Genomic DNA, 24,201 nt, shown 5'->3' on the forward strand with positions numbered 1-24,201 from the left:
CTAAGCGCACATGGACGTCTTGAGCGTGTTTCGGAAAGCCTTACCCGACCTTCACCCGCACCGCACAGAACGCCCAAAACCAGAAACCTCAGGCCGACTCCCGAGTAGCGTCATAAAACATGTGCCGAGTAGCCTCATACTCCACCGCCTCGGCCAACGCCTCAGTCTCCTGCTCCTCGGTAGCACACTGCTCCCGCTGCTCCGGCCGAATCCCCAGCTTGCGGAACAACTGCATATCCGCATCCGCCTCAGGATTAGACGTGGTCAGCAACTTCTCGCCATAGAAAATGGAATTGGCACCCGCCATGAAACACAACGCCTGCATCTGCTCATTCATCTGCTCGCGACCCGCAGACAACCGAACATGGGACGCCGGCATCATAATCCGCGCCACCGCAATCATCCGGATAAAATCAAACGGCTCCAGGTCTTCGACATTTTCCAGCGGTGTACCCTTCACCTTCACCAGCATATTCACCGGCACACTCTCCGGGTGCTGCGGCAGATTCGCCAGCTGAACCAGCAAACCAACCCGGTCATCCTCGTCTTCACCCATACCCATGATGCCGCCACAGCAGACCTTCATGCCGGCCTTGCGGACGTTATCCAGGGTATCCAGGCGGTCCTGGTAGGTGCGGGTCGTGATGATGTGGTTGTAATACTTCTCGGAGGTATCCAGGTTGTGGTTGTAGTAATCCAACCCGGCGTCGGCCAGCTCGCGCGCTTCTTCCTCTTTCAGCATACCCAGAGTCATGCAGGTCTCCATGCCCAGGGATTTGACCTGCTTCACCATATCGAGGACATAAGGCATGTCTTTTTTGGACGGACTGCGCCAGGCCGCCCCCATACAGAACCGGGAAGCCCCTTTCTGCTTCGCCGCCCGGGCTTCCGCCACCACCTTCTCAATCTCCAGCAGCTTTTCCTTCTCCAGCCCGGTGTTGTAATGGCCACTCTGGGGGCAATACTTGCAGTCTTCCGGGCAGGCGCCCGTCTTGATGCTCAACAGGGTGCTGACCTGCACTTCGTTTGGGTCAAAGTGCTCGCGGTGCACGGTCTGGGCCCGGAATAGCAAATCGTTGAACGGCAGATTGAAGAGGTCCCGGGCTTCCTGAAGTGTCCAGTCGTGACGCAGTGCTGTGGCGGTCATGGCAAAGTCCTGTTAACCTTCGCAAGGTTTTTGGTTTACGGATAAACCGAGATGATAAACGGACTGAAACCACTGTCAACCTTCATTGAGCGAAAGGTTAACAGCGTACAGAGTGGAGGCCGCTGCGTCAGCTGCCTGTCACCCCACGCACACCATGGGCTGTGCACTGGCTGCCGGGACGACCTGCCGGCCAATCGCTGGCATTGCCACAGCTGCGCCCTGCCCCTGGCGTTTGCCACTCCGGGTATGCGGTGCGGCGAATGCCAGACACTGCCCCCACCCTTTTCCCGATCGCTGATTCCCTGGCGCTACCAGTACCCGGTGGATGGCATGATTGGCCGCTACAAGTATCAGGGCCACCGCAAGTTTGCGCGCCCGCTGTTAATCGGTTTCGCCAGCTTTCTGGAACAGCACCTTGAGCCGGAGCAGAAACCGGATGTTCTGATTCCCGCCCCGATGCACTGGCTCAGGCGCTGGCAACGGGGCTTTAATCAGGCCCAGGACATTGCCGAGTTTGTTGGCGCCCGGCTGGACATTCCGGTCACGGCCGGGGTGGTGCGCCGGTCGCGAAGGGTGAAGGCTCAGCGGAGTCTGAACAGGGCTGCGCGACTGCAGAATCTGCGGGATGTGTTTGAGGTGCGCGGAGTGGTGCCCGAGCGGGTGGCGATTGTTGATGATGTGGTTACCACGGGGGCTACGGTCAGGGTTCTTGCCTCTGCGTTGAAGGAAGCGGGGGCTGGCGACATTCAGGTTTGGGCTTTGGCTCGGACTCCTGGCTAGGAGGTCCGGGAAACTGGTCGGGGACCTTTGTCTGGTGTCAGCAGCGATGAGGTCGCCCTTTCCGGGACACGCTCAAGGCATCCTGCTCGCTTAGGACGGGCCATCCATGGCCCTTTATAGTCCCGGAAAGGGCGACCTCATCGCTGCACTACCGGCTGCGTTGGTTTCCCCGACCACCAAAGGCAGTTCTCCCCTAAATCCTACTTTTCTCGTCTAATAGCAGTTTCACCTCTTCGGCTATTGCCAAGCATGATGTCAGTCCCGGTGATTCAATTCCAAACAGATTAACCAGGCCGGGCAGTCCGTGTTGTGCCGGGCCGTCTATGCGGAAATCGAAGAAATCGCCATCGGGTCCAGTAAGCTTCGGGCGAATACCGGCATAGGCGGGTTGAAGTCGGTCTGCATCCAGGCCTGGCCACCATTGCCGGATCCCGTCGGCAAAGGCGTGCACCCGGTCAGGATTCACCGTGTAGTCTTCCTCGGGAATCCATTCCACGTCGGGGCCAAAGCGGGCCTGGTTGGCAAGATCCAGGGTGAGGTGGACGCCCAGGCCTCCGGGCTCGGGCAAGGGGTAAATCAGGGTATTGAAGGGGTGTTTGCCGGAATAGCTGAAATAAACACCCCGGGCCAGCCACTGTTTCGGCCTGGCGGCATCGGGCAGGCCCAGCCATTGTCGGGCAAGCTTGGGGGCGCCCAAACCGGCGGCGTTGATTACCTCAGAAGCCTCAAGTTTTACACGCTGGCTGCCACCCAGGGTCAGGGTATGCTTCCCGCCGTCGGATTCTGCGGCCAGCACCGGGCTGTTCAACACCAGTTGTCCGCCAGCATCCTCCAGCTCCCCCAACAGCGATAGCATCAGGCCATGGCTGTCGATAATCCCGGTTTCCGGAGACCACAGACCGGCCCGGGCGTTGATGGCAGAGAGTTGTCGGGTTATGTCCCGGCCATCGCGAAGCTGCAATTCGACGCCATTGCCCGCCGCCTGTGCCTGGATGCCGGAAAGGCGGTCCGTCTGGGCAAGGTTGGTTGCGATGATCCACTTGCCGCATTTGCGATGGCCTACCTTGCGGCTGTCACAGTAGTCATACAACAGTTCACGGCCCCGAACGCAACAATGGGCTTTCAGGGACCCGTGGGGATAATAGATTCCAGCGTGGATAACCTCGCTGTTGCGGGATGAGATGCCCTCGCCGAAGCGGGAGGCCGCCTCCAGCACCAGGACCTCCCGGCCGGTCAGAGCCAGTTGCCGGCCAATGGCAAGGCCAACCACGCCGGCGCCAATCACCACCGTCTGTATGCTAAAACGCTCTTCGCTCACGATTTCTGACCATTTATCGATATCAAACGAGGAAATTACCGCAGATAACCGCTGACTGCATTACCTCTAACCCCAGAACCGTTATACTTCATCCTACGGGTACCAGGACGCACGGAGCAGGGATTATGTCAGACAGGAAGCAGTTCATTACCGTTATGGTGGTTGCCGCGCTGTTCGTTAGCTGGATTGGCTGGCGAGGGTTTGAGGTTATCAGCCTGAACGATCAATTGATGGCCGATAAAACCGTGGCCAGCTACCCATACCAGCACAGGGTGCTCCGGGTGGAAGGGGATACGGCGGTGATCAGCTCGCTGCGCTCCCACTCGGTCTCGACTCAGCAGGCATTGTCTGCGGTGTTCCCGAGCATGCGTCATCTGGCGGACACCCACCGGGACTGGCAAAGGGCGGAGCGTGAGTTGGCGCAGGTCCAGGCCCGGGCCGGCGATATTATTCTGGCAACCTCGGGCGTCAATCGTGTTCGCTGGGAACTGGACGAAAACTGGTATCATCTGCAATCCATGAAATCCCGATACAACACGGCCTTCTGAATTTTATGCAACATGAGCCTCCGGAACTGACAACGTCCACACATCCCTACGATCAACTCACCCCGGAAGTGATCCTGGACGCGCTCGAGGAAGCAGGCTTTGCCGTCAGCGGCCGGCTGTTCGCCCTGAACAGTTACGAGAACCGGGTTTACCAGATAGGGCTCGACGATGGCCCGCCGGTGATTGCCAAGTTCTATCGCCCAGGTCGCTGGAGCGAAGCCGCGATCCGGGAGGAGCATGAATTCTCGCTGGACTTGCAACAAGCCGACATTCCGGTGGTCGCGCCGTTGGTCATGCCCGGGGGCGATACCCTGGGCCAGCATCAGGCATTTCTGTTTGCGGTTTTCCCCCAGCGCGGCGGGCAGGCACCCGACACCAGCGTCACAGACACGCTGTACCGACTGGGCCAATGGCTGGGGCAGATCCATAACCTTGGGGCGCTGAAATCCTTCAACCACCGGCCGGGGTTTGACCTAATCCAGGGGTTGGAAGAGCACAATGCGCTGCTGGTCAACGGAGGCTGGGTGCCGGACGACCTGCGCCCGGCCTGGGACAGCCTGATCCCGGATCTGATTGCCGGCTGCCGCCAACGTATGGCAGACGCGGGAACCGTTGATACCCTGCGAATTCACGGAGACTGCCATGCCGGCAACATTCTGTGCCGGGACGAATCCATGCTGTTTGTAGACCTGGATGACTGTCGCACAGGGCCGGCCGTGCAGGACATGTGGCTGCTGCTTAATGGCGAAGCCTCCGAACGCGGGGCGCAGCTCGGCGAGTTGATTGAAGGCTATGAGATGTTCCGGGACTTCAACCGCCGGGAACGACATCTGATTGAGCCCCTGCGGTGTTATCGGCAGATCGCCCATTGCGCCTGGCTTGCCCGGCGCTGGGAAGATCCGGCCTTTCCACGGTTCTTCCCCTGGTTTGCCCAACCCAGATTTTGGTCAGACCAGATCCTGGCCCTTCGCGAACAACTTTCCGCACTTCAGGAACCGGCCATCAGCCTGCCCGGGCAATTCTGATCATCATTCAACGAGGTACCCATGAGCGATAACGACGAAGCCCGTTATACCGTCCGCAGCCTTATTTTGACCGGCATAGCCGCCATCATCGGCACCGTCCTGGTGTTAGAGGCCGCCGGCCGCATTGACCATACTGAACACAAGGACCATGTGCCGGTCGGCGACTTCAAGGCTATTCATATCCAGCCAGGTGACAGCTTCCGGATGTCCAGAAAGTCCTCTGAGCTGCACGCTGTGTGCGAGAATGGCTACCTGGCCATCGCCGCCGACGTTGACCCGTCATTCAGAGGCATCCTGGTGGATTACAAAAACCGGGGGGTGCGTTGCCAGCGGCCCTCTCCCACGGACCTGGCCCCAGCCACGGGTTCTGAAGAGGACGGCGATGAGTAAGGGCAAATCCGGGGCACCAGAACAGCTGACCGACCGCCTGTTCGCTACCGAACGCAACCCCGAGGATTTCCGGTTCGATGCTTCGGTGGCCAGGGTCTTTCCCGACATGATTCGCCGGTCGGTGCCCGGCTACACCACCATCATCCCGATGATTGAGGTGATCACCGAGCAGTACGTACAACCAGGCTCCCATTGCTATGATCTGGGTTGCTCGCTGGGCGCTTCCACCCTGGCCATGCGCCACGGCATTCCTCACCGCGACTGCAATCTGGTGGGTGTCGACAACTCCAGCGCCATGATCGAGCGTTGCGAGCACTACATCGCACTGGATGACCACGAACTGCCGGTTACCCTGCGCTGCGAGGACATTCTCGAAACAGAACTGAGCCGAGCCTCGGTAACCACATTGAACTTTACCCTGCAGTTCGTACCACCGGAGCAGCGGCTGGCCCTGCTTACCCGGATTGCCAAGGCAACCCTGCCAGGCGGCGTACTGATCCTGTCTGAAAAAATCCGCTTTGAATCGGAAACCGAGCAGGATATCCAGACGCGACTGCACCACGAGTTCAAGCGCGCCAACGGCTACTCCGACCTGGAAATAAGCCAGAAGCGGGCAGCCATCGAAAAGGTATTGATTCCGGAAACCCTGGCCGCCCACCGTGACCGGCTGATACAGGCTGGCTTTGATCAGGTACTGGTCTGGTACCAGTGCTTCAACTTTGTTTCCATACTGGCCCTCAAGAACCGTTGATCCCAGGACATAACCGACCCCATGGCACTTTTCGACTGGCGAGCGCACTTTCTCCCGTTCATCGACTTCCTGCAACAAACCGGGCATGAGCCCTGGGCAGAGCGGCTTACCCGCCAACTGGTTGCCCGCTTTGAAAACAATCCCCACGGCGACCTGCCCCGCTGGCAAAGCGCACTGGATCTGTTACCCGAGGTGCCCGGCGTTGCCGCTGACCTGAACCGTCCCGCCATTACCCTGTCGGCGCCCGACCCACTGAACCAAGCACAAAGTGAAAGTCTGGAACAGGGCCTGCGGGGCCTGATGCCCTGGCGGAAAGGACCGTTTGACTTCTTCGGCACCCATATAGATACCGAATGGCGCTCAGACTGGAAATGGGATCGGGTTGCCCCTCATCTGTCAGACCTCAAAGACAGAACCATCCTCGATGTTGGCTGTGGCTCCGGTTACCACTGCTGGCGCATGGCCGGGGCTGGCGCCGGCCGCGTTGTCGGCATCGACCCCGGTCTGCTGTTCATGTTCCAGTTTCTGGCGGTCAAGGGTTATCTGGGTGAGGTTCCGGTAGACCTGCTACCGGTGCGAATGGAGGACTTACCGGACAACCTGCAGATGTTCGACACCACCTTTTCGATGGGTGTTCTGTACCACCGTCGCTCGCCCCTGGACCACCTTCTGGAACTCAAGGGCACCCTCCGCCCAGGCGGCGAATTGGTACTGGAAACCCTGGTGGTTGACGGTCCGGAAGGCTTCAGCCTGATGCCGGAAGACCGCTACGGCCAGATGCGCAATGTCTGGTTCCTGCCCAGTTGCCCCACCCTCTTACGCTGGCTGGACAGGACCGGGTTTCGCAATGCGCGGGTGGTGGATGTCAGCGACACCACCACCGAGGAACAACGGCAGACGGACTGGATGCGTTTCAACTCTCTGGCCGATTTTCTCGACCCGAACGATTCGAGCAAAACCATCGAAGGCTATCCGGGACCCAAGCGCGCAACCATCATCGCCGAGAAGCCCTGACGTAATACCCGAACATAAAAAAACCGCCTGAGGCGTGACAGCCAAAGGCGGTTTTTTTGTTCTTCGAGCTTACTCTCCGAACGGATGGCGCAGAGTAATGGTCTCCACCCGGTCAGGGCCCGTGGAGATAATATCGATCGGCGCTTCAATCTGCTCCTCCAGGAAGCGGATGTAGGCCTTGGCATTCTCTGGCAGCTGGTCAACGGTGGTCAGGCCTACCGTGCTCTCGCTCCAGCCCGGCAGCTCCTCATACACCGGTTCAATATCCTTGTAGCTATCGCAACCAATGGGCGGACGGGTAATCTCACCATTCGGTGTCTTGTAGCCAACGCACACCTTCACCGTTTCCAGGCCGTCCAGCACGTCCAGTTTGGTCAGGCAAATGCCAGACACGCTGTTGATCTGGATGGCGTGGCGCAGGGCCACCGCATCAAACCAGCCACAACGGCGTGAGCGGCCGGTGGTGGTGCCAACTTCGTTACCTTTTACCGCCAGGTGCTGGCCCATGTCGTCAAACAGCTCGGTCGGGAAAGGACCTGAGCCAACACGAGTGGTGTATGCCTTGGTAATGCCCAGCACGTAGTCCAGGAACATCGGGCCAAAACCGGAGCCTGTGGCGGTGCCGCCAGCGGTGGTGTTGGACGAGGTAACGTACGGGTAGGTACCCAGATCGATATCCAGCAGAGAGCCCTGAGCACCTTCGAACAGGATGTTTTCGCCGCGCTTGCGGTAGTCGTGCAGAATATCGGTGACATCTGCAGACATGGGCAGGATTTCCTCACCCATCTGCTTCAATTCGGCCAGGGCCGCATCGATGTCTTCCGCCTCTTCCTTGAAATACTCGGTCAGCACGAAGTTGTGGTAAGACATGATTTCCCGCAGCTTCACTTCAAAGTCTGCCAGATTGCACAGATCACCCAGACGCACGCCACGGCGTGATACCTTGTCTTCGTATGCAGGGCCAATACCACGGCCAGTGGTGCCAATCTTTTCGTTACCCTTGGCGCGCTCGCGGGCCTGATCAATACGCACGTGGGTACGCAGGATGATCGGGCAGGCCAGGCTGATCTTAAGGCGATCGCGCACGGCCACACCGTTGGCTTCCAGTTCACGGACTTCTTTCAGCAGGGCCTCCGGTGACAACACCACGCCATTGCCGATCAGGCACTGGACATTCTTCCTGAGAATACCGGAAGGGATCAGATGCAGCGCTGTTTTCTTGCCCTCGATCACCAGTGTGTGTCCGGCATTATGGCCACCCTGAAAGCGCACCACCGCAGCTACTTTGTCGGTCAGCAGGTCAACAATCTTGCCCTTGCCTTCATCACCCCATTGGGTGCCCAGCACAACAACGTTTTTACCCATGATTCTCTCTCAATTCAGACGAGCCGAAGGCTCAAGTCCTGCACATTAATCCAGTGAAACCGACACCCGGCGACTCAGGCCAGTGCCTCAACAACCCACTTACCATCCTTTTTGACCAGCTGACGATCGCAGCCACGCTCGGCCGGATTGGTGTCAGTGTCATCGGGCAGGGCCCGTACCACGGTTTCGGTCATTCTCAGGCCGGAGATCACACCTTCAAGGGCTGAATCCGCCTCCGCAGGCGCCCAGATGGCACCAGACCTTTTGGACGGACGTTCCCCCAGCGACACCAGGGCCCGGATATCGAGACTGAATCCTGTGGCAGGGCGAGCCCGGCCAAAATCACTGCCGATGGCATCGTAACGGCCGCCTTTGCCCACCGCATCACCATGGCCGGGCACATAGGTCGCGAACACCAGCCCGGTGTGGTAGTTGTAGCCACGCAGTTCGCAGAAATCGAAGCCAAGACTGACCTCTGGATAATCCCTGGCCAGCATCTCTGCCACCCGCCCCAACTGATCCAGGGCCGCATCCAGGGCGGTCGAGGCGCCGCTGAGAATCGAGCGAGCCTCGTCAAGTGCTTCCACGCCCCCGCTGACCCGGGCAAGCTCACGCAGGCGTGCACCGCCCGAACCGGCAGGGCAATCGCCCAGGAGCGCATCCAGCTCAGGCACCGATTTGCGTGCCATGGCATCGAAGACGGCCGCTTCGGTGTCCCGATCAAAGCCTGCCTCGGTGATCAGGCTCTCGTAAATCGATACATGGGCCAGATCCATATGCACACGGCGCAGGCCCGCAACCCGGAGCGCTTCCAGCATCAGACTGATCACTTCAAGATCGGCGGCTTCCGAGGCACTGCCAAACAATTCGCAACCGGCCTGGATCGGCGTTCGGCCGGTCAGCATATGGCGCGGACGGGTGTGCAAGACATGGCCGGCATAACAAAGCCGGGTGATGCCTTCGTGCCCCAGGGTATGGGCATCGATGCGCGCCGCCTGTGGCGTCATGTCGGCGCGCACGCCCATCATGCGACCGGTCAACTGGTCGGTGAGCTTGAAGGTTTGAAGCTCCAGGTCGTGGCCCGTACCGGTAAAGAGGGATTCAAGGTATTCAATGAGCGGCGGGATAACCAGCTGGTAACCCCAGCGCTGGCAGGTATCCATTACATCCCGTCGCAGGGATTCGATCTGTCCGGCCAGCGGCGGCAAAATGTCTTCCACCCCGTCAGGCAGTAACCAGCGATCAGATACAGTCATGAGATTCTGTTGTCCGTTTTTCCCGCGCCGGCAAAACACTCCGGGGGAATGACTCAGGATTTAGGATGCCAGGGGCTGAAAACCCAAAGCAAAACCGGCGAAATTCTACACCGTTGGCAGACACAAAAAAACCGGAATACCGAGGTATTCCGGTTTTTTGATCTTCAGAGCCGATCAGTTGGCGCCCATCGGGTCCTTCAGGAAGCGCATGAATGCGCTGTCGGAATCGATCACCATGATGTCATCCTTGCCCGAGAAGGTATTGCGATAGGCCTGCAGGCTGCGATAGAAGCTGTAGAATTCCTCGTTGGAACCGTAAGCATCTGCGTAGATCTGCGCAGCTTCACGATCACCGGCACCGCGGGTCTGCTCGGCTTCAGCAAACGCTGTGGCCAGAATAACCGTCTGCTGGCGATCTGCATCAGCCCGGATACCCTCGGCCAGCTCCTGGCCCCGGGAACGGAATTCCTGGGCCAGCTTCTGGCGCTCAGCAGCCATCCGGCGGAAGACGTTCTCACTGACCTGCCCCGGCAGCTCAATCGCTTTTACCCGGATATCCAGGACTTCGATACCGAACTCTCCAACCACGTTGGAATTCACCCGGTCACGAAGCGTGTTCATAAGCTGATCCCGCTGGCCGGATACCACTTCGTGCATGGTGCGAACACCGAACTCATCCCGCAGGCCATTATCGACCCGAGACAGAATCAGAGACCGAGCCCTGAATTCATCCCCGCCCGTGGAGCGGTAGAACTGATCCACGTTACGGATGCGCCACGCCACGTAGGAGTTTACGTCCAAAGGCTTCTTTTCCACCGTCAGGTACTGGCGAGACGGCAGGTCCATGGTCAATACCCGGATATCGAACTCGCGGATCTGGTCAATCACCGGCACCTTGAAGTGCAGGCCAGCCGGAATGTCGGTCTGGACCAATTCACCGAACCGCAGTTTAACGCCCCGGTGGGTTTCCGGGATGATGTATACACTTGACAGCACAAGCAGGACAACAATCAGAGCGCCTGCAAGGCCCACAACAGCTTTGGGTCCCATAACTTATCTGCTCCTCCGAATGTTGGTGTCCTGACGCGAGCGCAGCTCTTGCAGCACCTGGTCCGTCAGCATGCCGATATCGGCCTGGTTGCTGCCGCCAGATGAGCGGGAGCCGCTTGATGAACCACCAGTGCCTTGCATCAGACGATCCAGAGGCAGGTACATCATGTTGCCGCTGCTCTCGGTATCGATGAAGATCTTGCTGCTGTTCGCCAGCACCTGTTCCACCGCCTGAATGTACATGCGTTCGCGGGTAACCGCCGGCGCAATTTCATACACTTCCAGCAGCTGAGTGAAACGAGAGCTCTCACCTCGGGCACGCTCAACCACTTCTTCCAGATAGGCGTTGGCTTCTTCAATCAGACGCTGGGCCTGACCACGAGCCTCCGGTACGATCCGGTTGCGGTAGGTTTCGGCTTCTTCCTTCAGACGCTGCTCGTCTTCACGGGCGCGCTGAACCTCACGGAAAGCGTCCTGGACCGCTGAGGGCGGTTGGGTGCTTTCAACGTTGACGCGGACCACTTCAAGGCCGGCGCCGTATTCACGCAGGAAGCTCTGCAAACGCTGCTCTACACGAATAGCCAGTTCAGCCCGGCCTTCTGTCAGCACTTCGTCCAGGGTGGAGCTGCCCACTTCATGGCGCAGGGCGCTGTCAGTGGCAAACGACAGGGCCTCGTTAGAATCCCTGACGTTGAGAACGTAGTCACGGGCGTTATTTACCCGGTACTGAACCTGAAGATCGACCGTGACCAGGTTTTCATCCATGGTCAGCATCTGGCCACTGGACTGGGCGGTACGGACGTTGGTTACCCCGACCTTATACACCCGATCAATCAACGGCACCTTGAACCGCAAACCCGGGTTCTCGGTGGTGCTGTATTCACCAAAACGGAGCACAACGGCACGTTCCTGCTCGTCTACGGTGTAGAACGACTGAAAAATGACGTAGCCGAGCGCCAGTATGGCGGCCAGCGCAATGACGGCACCAAACCCGCCAGCACTGCCACCGGAGCTGCTACCGCCGGAATTGCCTGAGTTGCCACCTTTGCCACCCAGCATCCTGTTCAGCTTTTCAAGGCCTTTTTTCAGCGCCTCATCCAGGTCCGGTGGCCCCTGATCATTGCCGCGACGACCACCCCCGGTTCCCCAGGGATCGTTGTCGTTACGGTTTCCACCCGGTTCATTCCAGGCCATAGTTCTCTCCGTTCATGTATTATCGAATGGCTGCAAATACTAGGGATTTATCAACGCCCCGGCAATAGCTTGCGGCTTTCGGACTCATCGAATCTCCAGCCTGAGCGCTTCTTCCCTGACGCCCGCCCGGCTCAGCAACTGCATCCAGTCCCGGTTTTGCAACCTCACCTCCAGCACTGTATCACCGGTCTCCCGGTGTTCTTCACTCAACACAGACCCAGCCTCGTGCAGAAGGGCGCGAAGCTTGCCATCGGCCGGCCCAAGCAACACAAAGTGATGCACAACGTCCTCCGCCAGCCGTTCAACCAGCGCATCGAACAGAAGCTCAAGACCCTGCCCGGTCACCGCAGACACCCAGGCCCGAACGGGCACACCATCCTCGTTCCGGTCTATCCTGGGCTCAAATCCATCCAACAGGTCAATCTTGTTGAACACCTGAAGGACCGGTATTTCGTCCGCACCGATCTCCGCCAGCACGCTCTCCACCTGTTCCATGTTGTCATCGCGACGCTCGTCGTGACAATCAATCACGTGCAGCAGTAACGTTGCCTGAGTGGTTTCTTCCAGTGTTGCGCGAAAAGCCTCTACCAGCTTGTGGGGCAAATGCCGGATGAAGCCGACCGTATCCGCCACTACGACCGGACCAATATCCGGAAGTTCCAGACGACGCAAGGTTGGGTCCAACGTCGCAAACAACTGATCAGCAGCATATACGCTGGCTGTGGTGATTCGGTTGAATAATGTGGATTTCCCAGCGTTGGTGTAGCCCACCAGGGACAAGGTCGGAATATCGGCCCGTTTGCGGGCACGGCGGCCCTGGTCACGCTGTTTGCGGACTTTCTCAAGCCGCTTGTGAATAGACTTGATGCGTTCCCGCAGCAATCGACGGTCGGTTTCAAGCTGGGTTTCACCGGGCCCCCGCAGACCGATACCGCCTTTCTGGCGCTCAAGGTGGGTCCACCCTCGAACCAGCCTCGTTGACATATGCTCCAGCTGAGCCAGTTCCACCTGGAGCTTGCCCTCGTGGGTACGGGCACGCTGGGCGAAAATGTCCAGGATAACGCCGGTACGGTCCAGCACCCGACACTTGAGCTCCCGCTCGATGTTGCGCTCCTGACTGGGCCTGAGGGCATGGTTGAAAAGCACCACGTCCGCCTCGCTGGCGGCAACGGCATCGCGGATTTCGTCAAGCTTGCCTTCGCCAACAAAAAGCCGGGGGTTGGGCTGCTTGCGGGAGCCTGTCACCATCATCACCGGCTCAACGCCGGCGGAGGTCACCAGTTCCCGAAACTCACCGGGGTCTTCGGTATCATCGTGGGCGGTGAATTCTATGTGAACGAGAACCGCCCGTTCTCCAACGTCAGGACGCTCAAACAAGATAGGTTAAACTCCATAAAAACAAACACCCGCGGCCATTCGAGCTCTCGGGCTGTCCTGGAACGCGGGTGTAGAAACCGGAAACTCCGGAAAGATCAGTCTTCAGACTCACCTTCACCTGCCGGGTTCTGCGGCGGAAGGCGCACATTGCGAGCAGGGACCACAGTGGAAATCGCATGCTTGTAGACCATCTGGCTGACGGTGTTCTTCAGCAGAATAACAAACTGGTCAAAGGATTCGATCTGGCCCTGCAGCTTGATGCCGTTGACCAGAAAGATAGAAACCGGAATGCGTTCCTTGCGCAATGCATTGAGGTAAGGGTCTTGTAAAGAATGCCCTTTTGACATGTGAGTTCTCCTGTTTATAAGTAAGTGCAGATCGTCATTTTTCTGATTTAAATGTGGTGCCAAGGCCGCTTTTTTTCAAGGCATTAACCACCACTTGCGGATCACCGGCGTTCAGCCAGTGAACATTCGGCCATTTTCGCAACCAGGTCAGCTGCCGCTTTGCCAGTTGTCGGGTGGCGGCCACGCCCTTGTCGACGAAAGTCTGGTAATCACAGCTACCCGTCAGGTAATCCCACGCCTGCCGATAGCCAACGCAACGCATCGAAGGCATGTCAGGACTGAGATCACCCCGCTTCATCAGTGCACGGACTTCGTCCAGAAACCCTGCATTAAGCATAGCCTGAAAACGAAGCCCTATACGCCGATGAAGCTCAGAACGCTCGGCTGGAGCCAAGGCAAACTGGAAAACAGTATACGGCAGGCTCGGGGTTTCGTCTGCCTGCCAACGGGTAAAATACGTGTAATCCTCAATACCTGACACCGCCTCCTGTTCAGAAGTTCCCGATTGCGCCTGCCAGATTTCAGAAATGGGTCTGCCCGTCAGGCGAATAACTTCCAGTGCCCGCATCAGCCGCTGGCGGTTATTTGGGTGGATTAGCCCGGCGGCAACGGGATCAAGGCTTGTCAGTTCCCGGTGCAGGTGCTCCCAACCGTGCTCTGCCGCCTCCTGCTCGATGCGCGCCCGCAACTCCGGGTTAGCGGAGGGCAAGTCGGACATACCGTGCAACAATGCCTTGAAATACATCATGGTTCCGCCAACCAACAACGGGATGCGGCCGCGGCGGGTGATATCTGCCATCTCGGCAAGCGCATCACGACGAAAATCCGCAGCGGAATAGCTGTCGGCAGGATCACAGATGTCGATCAGGCGATGAGGTGCTCTGGCCAGTTCTTCGGCATCAGGTTTTGCGGTACCAATATCCATACCCCGGTAAATCATCGCGGAATCGACACTGATGATGTCACATGGGAGCATGTCACAGAGGGCGATGGCCATATCGGTTTTGCCGGAAGCCGTCGGCCCCATCAGAAAGATAGCCGGCGGCAGCGCATGCCCCGGTTGACGCTCAGTGTCCGACATGGAGTGACTAACGCCCCCTCAGGAACAGTTTGTCGAGTTCTGACAGCGTGACCAGAGTCCAGGTGGGGCGGCCGTGATTGCATTGGCCGCTTCGCTCGGTGGCTTCCATGTCACGTAACAGCGAGTTCATTTCCGGAATGGTGAGTTGCCGGTTTGCCCGAACAGAACCATGGCAGGCCATAGTGCCCAGCAATTCGTGAGTGACGGCTTCTACCCGGTCGCTCTGCCCATGCTCAATCAGATCCGCCAGCACGTCCCGGACCAGTTGTTCGGTGTCGGCGCCCCGCAGCAGCGCAGGAATCTGTCGCACAGCCAGGGTCTCCGGGCCGATTCGTTCAATTTGCAACCCCAGGTGCTGCAACTCCTCACCGTGAGTTTCCGCCAGCGCCGCCTCTTTCTGGCTTACCGCCAGTGACAACGGCACCAGCAGGGGCTGGCTTTTCAGATCTTGCTCGGCCAGGGCGTGCTTCATACGCTCATAGGTGATGCGCTCATGGGCAGCATGCATATCAACAACGATCAGGCCAGCCCGGCTCTGGGCAAGGATGTAGATGCCATGTAGCTGGGCGATGGCATAACCCAGGGGCGGCTCTTCATCGGTGTCTCGTGGAGGCGTGACCGCAACCGGCTGGCTGGCATGGTCAGGCCGGGAAGCAACCCCCCCGCCCTCATTCAGGGATTGATAGAACGCCATCTGGTCACTGGCCTTCCATTCCTGCTGCGGCTGGGAAGCCGACCCAACACCAAAGCCGCCTCCGTTGGCATAACCACCAGCTACGGGCGGCGCCCGATCGGGGAGCGATGCCCCCATCCCAGCTGGATGACCGGCGGGGTTGGCAACAACTGCCTCTGGCTCGCGCCCGAAAGACTGAGCGACCGCACCGCGCAAATGATCATCCGGGCGAACATCAGCCAGAGCCCGGTGCAGGGTGCGGAAGATAAAATCATGGACCAACCGACCATCCCGGAACCGGACCTCGTGCTTGGTGGGGTGCACGTTGACATCGACGGTGGCGGGATCCACTTCCAGATAGAGCACAAAGGCGGGGTGGCGGTTGTTGTAAAGCACATCCCGGTAGGCCTGTCGCACCGCATGGGCGACCAGCTTATCCCGAATGACCCGGCCATTCACGAAGAAGTACTGCAGGTCCGCCTGGCTGCGCGAGAAGGTGGGCAATGCCACCCAGCCCCAGAGCCGCAGGCCGGTCGCTTCCGCGTCAATAATAACGGCGTTGTCTATAAACTGCTGTCCGCACAGCGAACCAATACGTCGCTCCTTGTCGACCTCCGACTCTGCTGGCCGCAGGCTCTGCACCACACGCTGGTTGTGGCGCAGGGTAAAGCCAGCATCAAATCGGCTCAGGGCCTGCCGGCGAATACACTCTTCCACATGATTGAATTCGGTTTTTTCCGTTCGCAGGAACTTGCGCCGGGCTGGCGTGTTGAAGAACAGGTCACGGACTTCCACGGTGGTTCCCACCGGGTGCGCGGCCGGAGAAAGACGGGCATCCATATCCCGGCCTTCCACCTCCACTCGGGCAGCGGCTTCCTGGGCTTCGGTGCGGGACGTGAGTGCCAGGCGCGAGACGGAACTGATACTGGCCAGGGCTTCACCACGAAAGCCTAATGTACCGACAGCTTCCAGGTCATCGAGGGTCAGGATTTTACTGGTGGCATGGCGGCTGAGGGCCAGCGGCAGGTCGGCTTCGTCAATACCCGAGCCATCATCACGCACCCGGATCAGCTTGACGCCACCCTGCTCCACTTCAATATCAACCCGGCTTGCACCTGCATCCAGCGCGTTTTCCACTAACTCTTTGACGACGGATGCAGGCCGCTCCACCACCTCGCCCGCAGCAATCTGGTTGGCGAGCCGGGGCGATAGCAACTGAATGTGGGGCATATCCGGGAACTACCTCTTGATCAGGATGAGGGGATGCGAATGGTTTGCCCTACCATAACACGATCATCGGTCATCCCGTTAAAGCGCATTAACTCGCTGACGGTGGTCTGGTTCTGCCGGGCCACACCAGACAAGGTGTCACCCCGCTGGATACGGTACCGGCTAACCTGCCCGCCACCTTTCTGATTTTCCTTCTGCCAGGCCAATAGCGTGCCCGGTGGAGGCGTTCGCTGAAAATACTCGTGAATACCGTCCATGATGGCGTTGGCCAGTCGATTGCGATACCACTCGGTGGCCAGGTTCTGCTCTTCTTTCGGGTTCGAGATAAACCCGGCTTCCACCAGTATTGACGGTATATCCGGAGACTTCAGAACCGCGAAGGCCGCCTGCTCAACACCGGGCTTGTGCAACTTGGCAACACCGCCCAACTGCCCCAGCACAGAGCTCCCCACCCCGAGACTGGCATTGATGCTGGCGGTCATGGAGAGATCCAGCAGAACACCCGCCAGCATATCGTCGCGACCGTCCAAAGACACGCCACCAGCACCGCCAATCAGATCAGAGCGATTCTCGCTCTGGGCCAGCCAGCGCGCGGTTTCACTGGTCGCTCCCCGCTGGGACAGGGCAAATACCGATGCGCCACTGGGTTGAGGTGTTCTGAAGGCATCTGCATGCACCGAGACGAACAGATCCGCGTTGTACTTGCGCGCCAGCAACGTGCGATTGCGCAACCCGATGTAATAGTCCCCGGTGCGGGTAAGTTTGGCGGTAAAGCCCGGCTGCTTGTTGATCAGATCCGCCAGGGTTTTGGACATTCTGAGCACAACATCTTTTTCCCGGGTACCTCTGGGGCCTATCGCACCTGGGTCTTCACCGCCGTGGCCGGGGTCGATCACGATGATGATATCCCGCTTGCCGGCTGAATCCTGAGTCACCGTGGGGCTGGCAGCCCGTTCGAGACGGCTGCCCTTCTCGTCAATCAGGTCGACCACCAGCCGGTGCCCGTATTGCTGATTGGGCTCCAACACGAAACTGCGGGGCTTGATGTCGCTTTTCAGATCGAGTACCACTCTGAGGTCGCTGCCATTGCGCGGTGCGCTGCGGATCCGCTCAATCGGACTGCCACTGAGGTCCACTTTGCTGAAATCCGCTTTCAGGGAGGTATTTTTCAAGTCGATTACCAACCTCGAGGGCCCGGATAGCGCAAACACGTTGTGCTCCACACTACCGGCAGTATCAAGGACGAGGCGCGTGTGGTCAGGCGCGGGCCAGAGCCGCACGCCTTCAATCTGGGTAGCAGCCTGAGCGAGGTTAGCCGCCAGAGCCACCATCAAACACAGAAAAAGTCTCATGAATCAGGCCCTATCAGCTCTATTTGATTCAACAGGGAGGCGCCGAACTCCGATCGGGCACGCAGTACTACCGACCGGCCTTCTCCCTGCCGTTCCAGGTGGATTTCAAGATCTGGCTCTGGCAGAACACCCTCTCCCCGCTCCGGCCATTCAATCAGACAGAAACTGCCGCCCGAAAAGTAATCGCGGATTCCCATGTACTCAAGCTCCTCGGGATCGCCCAGACGGTAAAGGTCGAAATGGTATACCGGCGGGTCCAGGTCTTCATAGGGCTCCACAAGGGTATACGTTGGACTTTTAACCGCTCCCACATGCCCGAGCCCTCTCATTACACCGCGGCTCAGAGTGGTTTTCCCCATGCCCAGATCGCCATCCAGGAACACCACAATGCCCTGATCGGATGCCTTCACCAGCCCGGCAAGCTCACCGCCCAAGCGCTCTGTTTCCGCTTCACTCTCCAGAAACAACCGGCGTTCATTGCCGAAAATGCTCATAACGCCTCCTGGTCGTCACGGCTGTTCACCTTTTCTGCTTCCCACAGCACCTTTGGCAAGGCGCTGATTACATCCGTGGGCGTCAGCCCCATATAGCCATAAGTCTGCACCGCCTGGTCCGCCGCGGCCAGATGCAGAGCCGCAGCCATTGTCGTGGCCTGCTGGGGGTCCTTCAGCTGTGCCAGCAACGCGCCGGCGATGCCGGATAAAACATCGCCCATGCCCCCGGTCGCCAGGCCCGGATTACCACCAGGAACAATCACCGGAAGTGCCGAGCCACTGGCGATAACGGTACCCGCGCCTTTCAGCAACACCACCCCGCCCAGCATGGTTTGCAGCCGGCGGGCTGCAGACACCCGGTCCGCCTCAACGTCAGCGACATCACAACCCAACAACCGCGCCGCCTCGCCGGGGTGTGGCGTCAGTATATGGCTATCAGACACCACGGGCACTCGCCCGGCCATCAGATTGAGCGCGTCGGCATCCAACACCCGCGGCAGCCCGCTTTGTTCAACCTGTTGCAGCATCTGCTGCCCCCAGGCCAGCTTGCCCATGCCAGGACCACACACAACCACATCGGCCCTGGCCAATAATGGCGGCAATTCTGAGCCATGGATCAACCCGTGCACCATCAAGGACGGGCAGCGGGCAAGCGCAGCCGTAACATGTTCCGGGCGGGTAGCCAGGGTAACCAGACCGGCCCCGGCCCGGGACGCCGCCTCGGCCGCCATGATACCGGCGCCACCAAAACCCCGGTCACCGGCAACCACCAACACGTGGCCAAAACGCCCCTTGTGGGCATCAAACGGACGGACAGGCAGCTGTTCCTTGCACTGGGCCCAGGACTGCAAGCGGGCAAGCGGCGGCTGGCCACTGCCAGAGATATCGTGGCCGGTATCAAGAGCCTCAAACACTACCTCACCGCAAACACCGGCACCGGCACCCGTGTACAAGCCAGCCTTGGCGCCAATGAAAGTCACCGTTACCTTGGCCTGAATCACATCACCCACTGAAGAGCCTGTTGTGGCATTCAGGCCGGACGGCAAATCCACCGCCAATACCGGCAAACCCGATTCATTAACCCGCCGAATCACACCTGCAAAGGGCTCCCGGGGCGAACCCGTCACTCCTGTACCCAGCATCGCATCCACCACCAGGGTTGCAGACGACAGATGTTTTTCCAATCCGTCTTCGCCCAGTTCGCCGATATCTTCAACACTGACACCTTCCGCACGGGCCCGGTTCAGCGCGTTAAGTGCGTCCCCGGCCAACTTACCCGTCGGTGCTACCGCAATGCACCGGGCGGCGATGCCATGCCTGTGAGCATTCGCAGCCACCAAGTAGCCATCGCCGCCGTTGTTACCAGCACCGCAAAGCACCAGAATCGACCCGGGGACAGGCCAGTGACGCAACAACTGGCGAAAGGCCGCCCGGGCAGCGGCCTGCATCAACTCAAAGCCATCAACGCCTTGCTGATCAATCAGGTAGCGGTCAATTGCTCGCACCGAGTCGGCGGAGTAGAGCGCTTCTGGTAGACTGCTTGCATTGCGTATTGGCATTCGCCAAAGCTCCAGCTAAAGAAACCGGTTTAAGAAAACTGGCCAGATACCTGTAAAGAATAGCAAAACAGGGAAAAAGGTCATAACTTAATCAAATTAAATCTTCGCAGGTTACACAGCCGACTTCTCCCATGACGTCAAACCCAGAGCTCCGCTCCGAGCGGCCCGAACATGAGGCACTGCATGCCCTGCCCGACCAGATCCGGGCCTGGGCCAGCGAGCTCGGCTTTGCCGACGCCGGTATCACCTGCGCTGATACCGGGCCCCACGCCGAACGCCTGCAACAGTGGCTGAAAGCCGGCTACCATGGCGACATGGCGTATATGGCAGACCACGGCGACAAACGCTACACCCCCGACTCACTGGTGCCCGGTACCACCCGCGTTATCTCAGTACGGATGGATTACCTGCCCGCTCCGGACAATCCGAAGCAGGTACTGACTAACCGCGAAACCGCCTACGTGACTCGTTACGCTCTGGGCCGGGATTACCACAAACTGATGCGCAAACGGCTGGCCACCCTGGCGGCAAAGATTGATTCCGCGGTCAGCGGCTACGACTACCGAGCCTTCGTAGACAGCGCACCGGTTCTGGAACGCGGGCTCGCCCAGCGGGCTGGGCTGGGCTGGATTGGCAAGAACAACATGCTGATTCACCCCAAAGCCGGTTCATTCTTCTTTCTGGGTGAAATCTTTACCAGCGCTCCGCTGCCGGTGGACGAAGCCTTTGACAGCCAGCATTGTGGCTCCTGCTCCGCCTGCCTGGAGGTATGCCCTACCGACGCCTTCGTTGGCGCTCACTTACTGGATGCCCGCCGCTGCATCAGCTATCTCACCATTGAACTCAAGGGGCCCATTCCGGAAGAGCTGCGGTCAAAGATGGGCAATCGGGTATTCGGCTGCGACGACTGCCAACTGGTCTGCCCCTGGAACAAATTCAACAAACCGACCCGGGAAAACGACTTTCAACCCCGGCACGGCCTGGACAATAGCACCCTGGCCGAGCTGTTTCTGTGGACAGAAGACGAGTTCCTGAAACGTACCGAAGGCTCGGCCATCCGCCGAACCGGTTATGAAAACTGGCTACGCAACCTGGCGGTCGGGCTGGGCAACGCCCCGAGCACCATTCCGGTGATCGAGGCACTGAAACAGCGGGCCGACCACTCTTCCGCGCTGGTGCGGGAGCATGTGGCCTGGGCGCTACAGCAGCACGGCATTACAGCTTGAAAAAGGTCTCCCGGTAGTGGCGAAGTTCGTCGATGGAATCGCGAATGTCGTCCAGGGCCAGGTGGCTGCCTTTCTTTTTCACGCCATCAAGTACATCCGGGCGCCAGCGGCGGGCGAGTTCCTTGATGGTGGAGACATCCAGGTTACGATAATGGAAGAAGGCTTCCAGCTCGGGCATATACTTCACCAGAAAGCGGCGATCCTGGCCGATGCTGTTACCACACAGCGGTGATTCGCCGGCGGACAGGTACTGTTTCAGGAAGGCCAGGGTTTCTTGCTCCGCTTCGGCTTCGGAGGTTTTGCTATCTTTCACCCGCTGGGTCAGGCCGCTGGCGCCATGGGTGTTGGTGCACCATTCGTCCATGGCATCCAGCAGGCTGTCTGGCTGGTGAATGGCAATTACCGGGCCTTCAGCCACCAGGTTCAATTCTGAATCGGTAATTATCGTGGCCATTTCGATGATCCGCTCTTTCTCCGGATCCAGGCCGGTCATCTCTAGGTCTATCCACACTAAACGGTTGTGGTTGGGCATTATATATTCCTATGCGGTTTAGTTTGGGTGCTGGTGGAGGTGTGGTGTGGCTTTTCGGAAACCGCTACGAGCACATCCATGTGCGCTTCTCTCAGGCCATCCATGGCCTTCGAAATTTCCGAAAAGCCACACCACACCTCCACATCCATGCTTATTGCTGGCCGCATGTCGAATTGAAACCCACTTTGTAGATCGGGGTGCTGGCCGGGGACACCTTTCCGGGAGTGTCTGAAGCCATGGATGGCTTCAGTCAAGCGCACAGGGATGTGCTCGTAGCGTCTCCCGGAAAGGTGTCCCCGGCCGGCACCTGCACCCAAGTCGGGATCCAGACGGCCATGTGCAAAGTTTAGAAACTCTGCCCATTGTCCATGATTCACGTATCATGTGTCACACCACTTTCCCGGAACATTTGAGAGCCGATGGCCAAGAGAAAACTGAACAAACGCCAACAGTGGCGCATCGAGAAAATCCAGAAGGAACGCACCGAACGGCTGAACCGCAAGGAAAAAGCCGTGGAAGCGCAAGCTGAAGCCGGCGAACTGGGGCCTGAACAGGAAGGCCTGGTGATTGCCCACTATGGCCAGCAACTGGATATCGAAGCGCTGGAAGGTGACGACACCGGGCGTGTTTTCCGGTGCTTTGTTCGAGCCAACATCGACAACCTGGTGACCGGTGACCGGGTGGTGTGGCGGCCCGGGAAAAGCGAGACCGGGGTGATCGTAGCCCGCTGTGAGCGCAACAACCTGCTGCAGCGGCCGGATAACTTCGGCGCCTTGAAGCCAGTGGCGGCGAATATCGATCATATTATCCTGGTGATTGCACCGGAACCGGAGCCTCACGACAACCTTATCGACCGCTACCTGGTGGCCTCGGAAAGCTCCGACATTCCGGCGGTTATCCTGCTGAACAAGACCGATCTTATTACCGACCAGAACCGGGCCCAGATTGATGCGCTGCTGGGTCGCTATGAAGCGCTTGGGTACCAGGTGGAGCGTACCTCTGCCACTGCCTGCGCCGGGCAGCCTGCGCCAGAGGTGGAGTCACTGGTCCGGGACAAAACCAGCGTTTTCGTGGGCCAGTCGGGGGTGGGCAAGTCATCCATCATCCAGACCTTGCTGCCGGATGAACTACTCCGAGTGGGCGCGGTATCCGAAAGTACCGGCAAAGGCGTACACACCACCACCACGGCGAAGCTGTTTCACCTGCCGGGCGGCGGCGACCTGATTGATTCTCCAGGGATTCGGGAGTTCGGTTTGTGGCACATGACCCCACAGGAAGTGGAGTATGGTTTCCGGGAAATTCGGCCGCTGATCGGGCTTTGCAAGTTTCGCAACTGCCGCCACATGGGAGACCCCGGCTGCGCGCTTGATGCGGCAGCAGAGGCCGGAACGGTGTCGAGGGAACGGCTGAAGAGTTTTCACCGGATTCTGCAAGATATGGCAGAACAACAGTCCCGGGGGCTGAGAATCACCTGAGGCAACAGCCCCGCGCACGGCGCCAGCGGAACGTTACCAGTTCAACTCTCCGGGCGCCGGTTCCGGCCGCTCCTCGAACCAGTCTCCCCGCTCCAGTTGCTCTCTCGCTTCCTGCTGCTGTTCTTCCGTCGGCTGAGTGAGGTCAATCAACGGCTGATCTGACCTGCCCGCGCCGGTTTCAATACTGTCAGCGGCTTTTTTGTTGAGCACGATGATCGAGATCCTGCGGTTCACCGGGGCTGTCGGGTTTTCCTTGTCAAACAATACAGAATCACTCAGCCCCACCACCCGGGCAATCTGCTGAAGACGCACGCCGCCGGCAACCAGGGCTCGCCGGGCCGTGTTGGCACGGTCTGCCGACAGCTCCCAGTTGGTATAACCGGGCCGGCCAACAAATGGCGTGGCGTCGGTGTGTCCGGTAATGCTGAGTTTGTTATTGACCGAACCGAGAGTTCGAGCCAGCTCAAACAGAATGTCCTGGGAATAGTATTTGAGTTCAGCACGCCCACTGTCGAACATCGGGCGGCCAGAGCGATCGACAATCTGGATTCTCAGCCCCTCATCGGTGATGTCGATCAGCAATTGATCCTTGAATTCCTGCAAGGTCTCGCTTTGCTCAATCCGCTCCTGGAGCTCCTGGAACAGCTGTTCCATGCGACGCTGTTCGAGCGTGTCAGCCAGTTGGTCAACCACTTCGTCCTGGATCTGGACAGGGCTTGATTCGATGTCCTGGGTCGCTTCGTTGATAACCGATGCACTACCCCCCAGGTCCACCGGGCTGCGAGCACCGCCTTCCATGAAACCGACAGGGTCTTTGAAATACCCCTCAACCGCCAGTTTCTGTTCGGGAGACGCTGTGGCCGTAAGCCAGAGAACCAGAAAGAACGCCATCATGGCGGTGGCAAAGTCTGCAAAGGCCACCTTCCAGGAGCCACCGTGATGGCCCCCGACCACTTTTTTCTTGCGTTTGATGATGATCGGCTGTTCTTCCACAACTCAACTCCGGGCGATTGGGAC

General features: G+C 58.9%; 23 protein-coding genes. 8 read left to right on the forward strand and 15 right to left on the reverse strand.

The annotated features are described in order from the left end of the window. Window positions 1-88: 88 nt before the first annotated feature. Complete coding sequence (bioB, locus tag J122_RS05630; RefSeq protein WP_061331566.1) at window positions 89-1,147, reverse strand: biotin synthase BioB; 1,059 nt, start codon at window positions 1,145-1,147, stop codon at window positions 89-91. A gap of 51 nt (window positions 1,148-1,198) precedes the next feature. Here bioB and J122_RS05635 point away from each other — a divergent pair, with 51 nt between their 5' ends. Beyond that, the gene (locus J122_RS05635) at window positions 1,199-1,927 is read left to right on the forward strand and encodes a ComF family protein (RefSeq protein ID WP_061331567.1); all 729 of its coding nucleotides are present in this window, start codon (window positions 1,199-1,201) and stop codon (window positions 1,925-1,927) included. A 193-nt stretch (window positions 1,928-2,120) separates the two neighbouring features. Here J122_RS05635 and J122_RS05640 read toward each other — a convergent pair whose 3' ends face one another. Continuing rightward, the gene (locus J122_RS05640; RefSeq protein ID WP_061331568.1) at window positions 2,121-3,245 is read right to left on the reverse strand and encodes an NAD(P)/FAD-dependent oxidoreductase; all 1,125 of its coding nucleotides are present in this window, start codon (window positions 3,243-3,245) and stop codon (window positions 2,121-2,123) included. Window positions 3,246-3,370: 125 nt separating this feature from the next. On the opposite strand from J122_RS05640, the gene J122_RS05645 reads away from it, so the two are divergent. From J122_RS05645 to cmoB, 5 genes are read left to right on the forward strand one after another with little or no spacing between them, the layout of a single operon-like run. Next, window positions 3,371-3,793, forward strand: a complete 423-nt coding sequence (locus J122_RS05645) for a hypothetical protein (RefSeq protein ID WP_058092060.1) — start codon at window positions 3,371-3,373, stop codon at window positions 3,791-3,793. A 5-nt stretch (window positions 3,794-3,798) separates the two neighbouring features. After that, window positions 3,799-4,818 carry a serine/threonine protein kinase gene (locus tag J122_RS05650; protein ID WP_061331569.1) on the forward strand — a complete coding sequence of 340 codons (1,020 nt, stop codon included), beginning with the start codon at window positions 3,799-3,801 and terminating at the stop codon, window positions 4,816-4,818. Window positions 4,819-4,839: 21 nt separating this feature from the next. Continuing rightward, window positions 4,840-5,208, forward strand: coding sequence for a hypothetical protein (locus J122_RS05655; protein ID WP_061331570.1), 369 nt, complete (start codon window positions 4,840-4,842; stop codon window positions 5,206-5,208). Continuing rightward, a complete protein-coding gene (cmoA, locus tag J122_RS05660) occupies window positions 5,201-5,959 on the forward strand; it encodes a carboxy-S-adenosyl-L-methionine synthase CmoA (RefSeq protein WP_061331571.1) in 759 nt (252 codons plus the stop codon). Before J122_RS05655 ends, cmoA begins: the two co-directional genes overlap by 8 nt. 21 nt (window positions 5,960-5,980) lie before the next feature. Continuing rightward, window positions 5,981-6,973: a tRNA 5-methoxyuridine(34)/uridine 5-oxyacetic acid(34) synthase CmoB gene (gene cmoB / locus J122_RS05665; RefSeq protein ID WP_061331572.1), complete on the forward strand. Its 993-nt coding sequence runs from the start codon at window positions 5,981-5,983 to the stop codon at window positions 6,971-6,973. Window positions 6,974-7,042: 69 nt separating this feature from the next. Here cmoB and J122_RS05670 read toward each other — a convergent pair whose 3' ends face one another. From J122_RS05670 to J122_RS05720, 11 genes are all read right to left on the reverse strand, one after another. Beyond that, entirely contained in the window at window positions 7,043-8,338 is a 1,296-nt protein-coding gene (locus tag J122_RS05670) for an adenylosuccinate synthase (protein ID WP_061331573.1), read from the reverse strand. Between the two features lie 74 nt (window positions 8,339-8,412). After that, window positions 8,413-9,594, reverse strand: a complete 1,182-nt coding sequence (locus J122_RS05675; RefSeq protein ID WP_061331574.1) for an ATP phosphoribosyltransferase regulatory subunit — start codon at window positions 9,592-9,594, stop codon at window positions 8,413-8,415. A gap of 174 nt (window positions 9,595-9,768) precedes the next feature. After that, window positions 9,769-10,644: a protease modulator HflC gene (gene hflC, locus J122_RS05680; protein ID WP_061331575.1), complete on the reverse strand. Its 876-nt coding sequence runs from the start codon at window positions 10,642-10,644 to the stop codon at window positions 9,769-9,771. A 3-nt stretch (window positions 10,645-10,647) separates the two neighbouring features. Next, window positions 10,648-11,838 carry an FtsH protease activity modulator HflK gene (gene hflK / locus J122_RS05685; RefSeq protein ID WP_061331576.1) on the reverse strand — a complete coding sequence of 397 codons (1,191 nt, stop codon included), beginning with the start codon at window positions 11,836-11,838 and terminating at the stop codon, window positions 10,648-10,650. An 84-nt stretch (window positions 11,839-11,922) separates the two neighbouring features. Then, window positions 11,923-13,218 (reverse strand): ribosome rescue GTPase HflX, encoded by a 1,296-nt coding sequence (hflX, locus tag J122_RS05690; RefSeq protein WP_227510115.1) that lies wholly within the window; start codon window positions 13,216-13,218, stop codon window positions 11,923-11,925. Window positions 13,219-13,310: 92 nt separating this feature from the next. Continuing rightward, window positions 13,311-13,562 (reverse strand): RNA chaperone Hfq, encoded by a 252-nt coding sequence (hfq, locus tag J122_RS05695; RefSeq protein ID WP_058092070.1) that lies wholly within the window; start codon window positions 13,560-13,562, stop codon window positions 13,311-13,313. 34 nt (window positions 13,563-13,596) lie between these two features. Next, window positions 13,597-14,643: a tRNA (adenosine(37)-N6)-dimethylallyltransferase MiaA gene (gene miaA, locus J122_RS05700; RefSeq protein WP_061331578.1), complete on the reverse strand. Its 1,047-nt coding sequence runs from the start codon at window positions 14,641-14,643 to the stop codon at window positions 13,597-13,599. Between the two features lie 7 nt (window positions 14,644-14,650). Then, window positions 14,651-16,546, reverse strand: a complete 1,896-nt coding sequence (mutL, locus tag J122_RS05705) for a DNA mismatch repair endonuclease MutL (protein WP_061331579.1) — start codon at window positions 16,544-16,546, stop codon at window positions 14,651-14,653. Between the two features lie 20 nt (window positions 16,547-16,566). Continuing rightward, window positions 16,567-17,898 carry an N-acetylmuramoyl-L-alanine amidase gene (locus J122_RS05710; RefSeq protein WP_061331580.1) on the reverse strand — a complete coding sequence of 444 codons (1,332 nt, stop codon included), beginning with the start codon at window positions 17,896-17,898 and terminating at the stop codon, window positions 16,567-16,569. Further along, entirely contained in the window at window positions 17,895-18,392 is a 498-nt protein-coding gene (gene tsaE / locus J122_RS05715; protein WP_058092074.1) for a tRNA (adenosine(37)-N6)-threonylcarbamoyltransferase complex ATPase subunit type 1 TsaE, read from the reverse strand. The genes J122_RS05710 and tsaE overlap by 4 nt, the downstream gene beginning before the upstream one ends. Continuing rightward, complete coding sequence (locus tag J122_RS05720; protein ID WP_061331581.1) at window positions 18,389-19,951, reverse strand: bifunctional ADP-dependent NAD(P)H-hydrate dehydratase/NAD(P)H-hydrate epimerase; 1,563 nt, start codon at window positions 19,949-19,951, stop codon at window positions 18,389-18,391. Before J122_RS05720 ends, tsaE begins: the two co-directional genes overlap by 4 nt. Window positions 19,952-20,082: 131 nt before the next feature. On the opposite strand from J122_RS05720, the gene queG reads away from it, so the two are divergent. Further along, a complete protein-coding gene (queG, locus tag J122_RS05725) occupies window positions 20,083-21,177 on the forward strand; it encodes a tRNA epoxyqueuosine(34) reductase QueG (RefSeq protein ID WP_061331582.1) in 1,095 nt (364 codons plus the stop codon). On the opposite strand, the gene orn is transcribed toward queG, so the two are convergent. Next, window positions 21,167-21,709, reverse strand: a complete 543-nt coding sequence (gene orn / locus J122_RS05730) for an oligoribonuclease (protein ID WP_058092077.1) — start codon at window positions 21,707-21,709, stop codon at window positions 21,167-21,169. The two genes, queG and orn, sit on opposite strands and share 11 nt — an antisense overlap. 419 nt (window positions 21,710-22,128) lie before the next feature. Here orn and rsgA point away from each other — a divergent pair, with 419 nt between their 5' ends. Next, a complete protein-coding gene (gene rsgA, locus J122_RS05740) occupies window positions 22,129-23,184 on the forward strand; it encodes a small ribosomal subunit biogenesis GTPase RsgA (protein ID WP_061331584.1) in 1,056 nt (351 codons plus the stop codon). 33 nt (window positions 23,185-23,217) lie between these two features. Here rsgA and motB read toward each other — a convergent pair whose 3' ends face one another. After that, on the reverse strand, window positions 23,218-24,177 hold the full coding sequence (gene motB, locus J122_RS05745) for a flagellar motor protein MotB (RefSeq protein WP_061331585.1): 960 nt from the start codon (window positions 24,175-24,177) through the stop codon (window positions 23,218-23,220). Between the last annotated feature and the right edge of the window lie 24 nt (window positions 24,178-24,201).

The sequence above is a fragment of the Marinobacter excellens LAMA 842 genome (assembly GCF_001574445.1).
In the GTDB taxonomy this organism is placed as follows: Bacteria; Pseudomonadota; Gammaproteobacteria; order Pseudomonadales; family Oleiphilaceae; genus Marinobacter; species Marinobacter shengliensis.